Genomic DNA, 1,574 nt, shown 5'->3' with positions numbered 1-1,574 from the left:
TTTATCCGAAAGGTCGAGTGAATAAAGGGCGTCGAACATTGCTTTCCTTCTATCTTCTTCCGTTGCGTCCTTCGGTAATACTGGTCTTTCAAATCTTGTTTTTGTCATAATTGTTTTGCTTTATAGTTTTGAATTAAGTTGAAACAAAAAAGGAGGGACACACGTCCTTTATTTAATTGATTGTGTATCTCTCCTTGTAAGTCAGTTGATGAACCAGGAATAGCCCTCAGTGTCATCGCCGTTTATCGCCTTCTGTATACCTATCGCAAAGTCAGTGCAGTTCCGGTTCCTCTCAAGCCACTTGTCGATATAGCTTTGTTTGACGGCCTCATTCCCGAGTTGCATAAGGTTCCAGCAGGTAAAGTCGTCACCGCTTGTTATTCCGAAGTCAGGGTTAGAAACATAATTCCTTACCATTGCATTGACAGCTGTATCTCCAACAATAAGCTGTGGCAGTTTTCTCTGTTCGTTCATTGGTAATGCTTGATATAACCTCATTCTACCTATGATTTTACAAAACAACTCCTCTGGTATAGGTGTCGCTCTCAATCCTTCAAGCTGGTGTAAAGTGTCGTCCATCCTAGGCTCGAAACCACCGAACAGCTCGAATGTCTTTTGCATTATATCAGCCTCGGTCAAACATTCAATAGTTCCCGAATAACCGTCACAGGTCAGCATTAAGTTTGAACATACACGGACCTGCCAGCCTACGAACACCTTGAACTTCATCGCCGATTTCCTGCTGTATAATTTGTCCTCGTTGTACGCCCTCACTCCTCCAATACAAAGATGTACAGTTTGTCCGTTGATGGTTCTTGTTAAATTGGCCACATGACAACAGAAAGCCATCCTTTGGTAGAATACGGTTTTCTCTTTTTCCGTAAGTTCGTATGCTTTCTTATGCTGGGCAGATGGGATACGACCGATTACAGGATGTGAAACCCTTAACTCAACTGGCGTAAGCTCACCGAACACATTGCTTGCCACCTTTGTAACAGCTCCGATGAAGTTCTGGTGGCTGATGGTCAATGAATTATCGCTGAATGTAGGTATGATATTTCTCTCGGTCAGTTCTTCAAGCGATATAGCCTGAGTATTGCTCTCGATGAAGTTAGGATGATTTTTACCTTTTGCTCCATCGTCATTTGTTATAACCTCACCCTCGAATGGCATGGTTATCGTCTGTTCCTGATTATCTTTTGTTCTCATTTTGTTTATGGTTTTAATCGTTGTTTACCCGATGTTGAAGAAATAAAGGACCGGACGTTGGGGCATTCTTATTATTTTAGCCTTAGTATCCGGTCGATTTGCAGCTGTGTCATTGATTGAGACTATACTGCATGATGTCTTGTTCTTCTTTGTCTTTTCCATGTTACGATGATTTAAAAGATGAAAAACTAAGGAGGCTCTCGCGATTCAATAAGTTTCACGATTACCCCCTGTAATTTCTTTATTCCCTTCAAGAGCGTAGCAATGCCCTCAAGGAAATTAATCAGTACGTCGAGGTCTTTTTCCCTAAGCACTCTCAACGTTGTTTGTTCCAGCTACCGAATCCAATGAAGCGGTAGTTTTCT

At 41.8% G+C, this 1,574-nt stretch carries 1 protein-coding gene; it reads right to left on the bottom strand.

Annotated elements, in window-relative coordinates:
* Positions 1-201: 201 nt before the first annotated feature.
* On the bottom strand, positions 202-1,209 hold the full coding sequence (locus tag H6A34_RS14370; RefSeq protein WP_205106071.1) for a DUF3871 family protein: 1,008 nt from the start codon (positions 1,207-1,209) through the stop codon (positions 202-204).
* Positions 1,210-1,574: the final 365 nt, after the last annotated feature.

It is taken from the genome of Marseilla massiliensis (genome assembly GCF_016899855.1).
Lineage (GTDB): Bacteria > Bacteroidota > Bacteroidia > Bacteroidales > Bacteroidaceae > Prevotella.
The sequence above is the reverse complement of the archived record's forward strand: the minus strand, read 5'-3'. Positions and strand labels throughout refer to the sequence as shown.

What these genes read in the sequence shown, in the direction of transcription:
- H6A34_RS14370 (WP_205106071.1), bottom strand. Translation starts at nt 1,209, where the DNA reads ATGAGAACAAAAGATAATCAGGAACAGACGATAACCATGCCATTCGAG.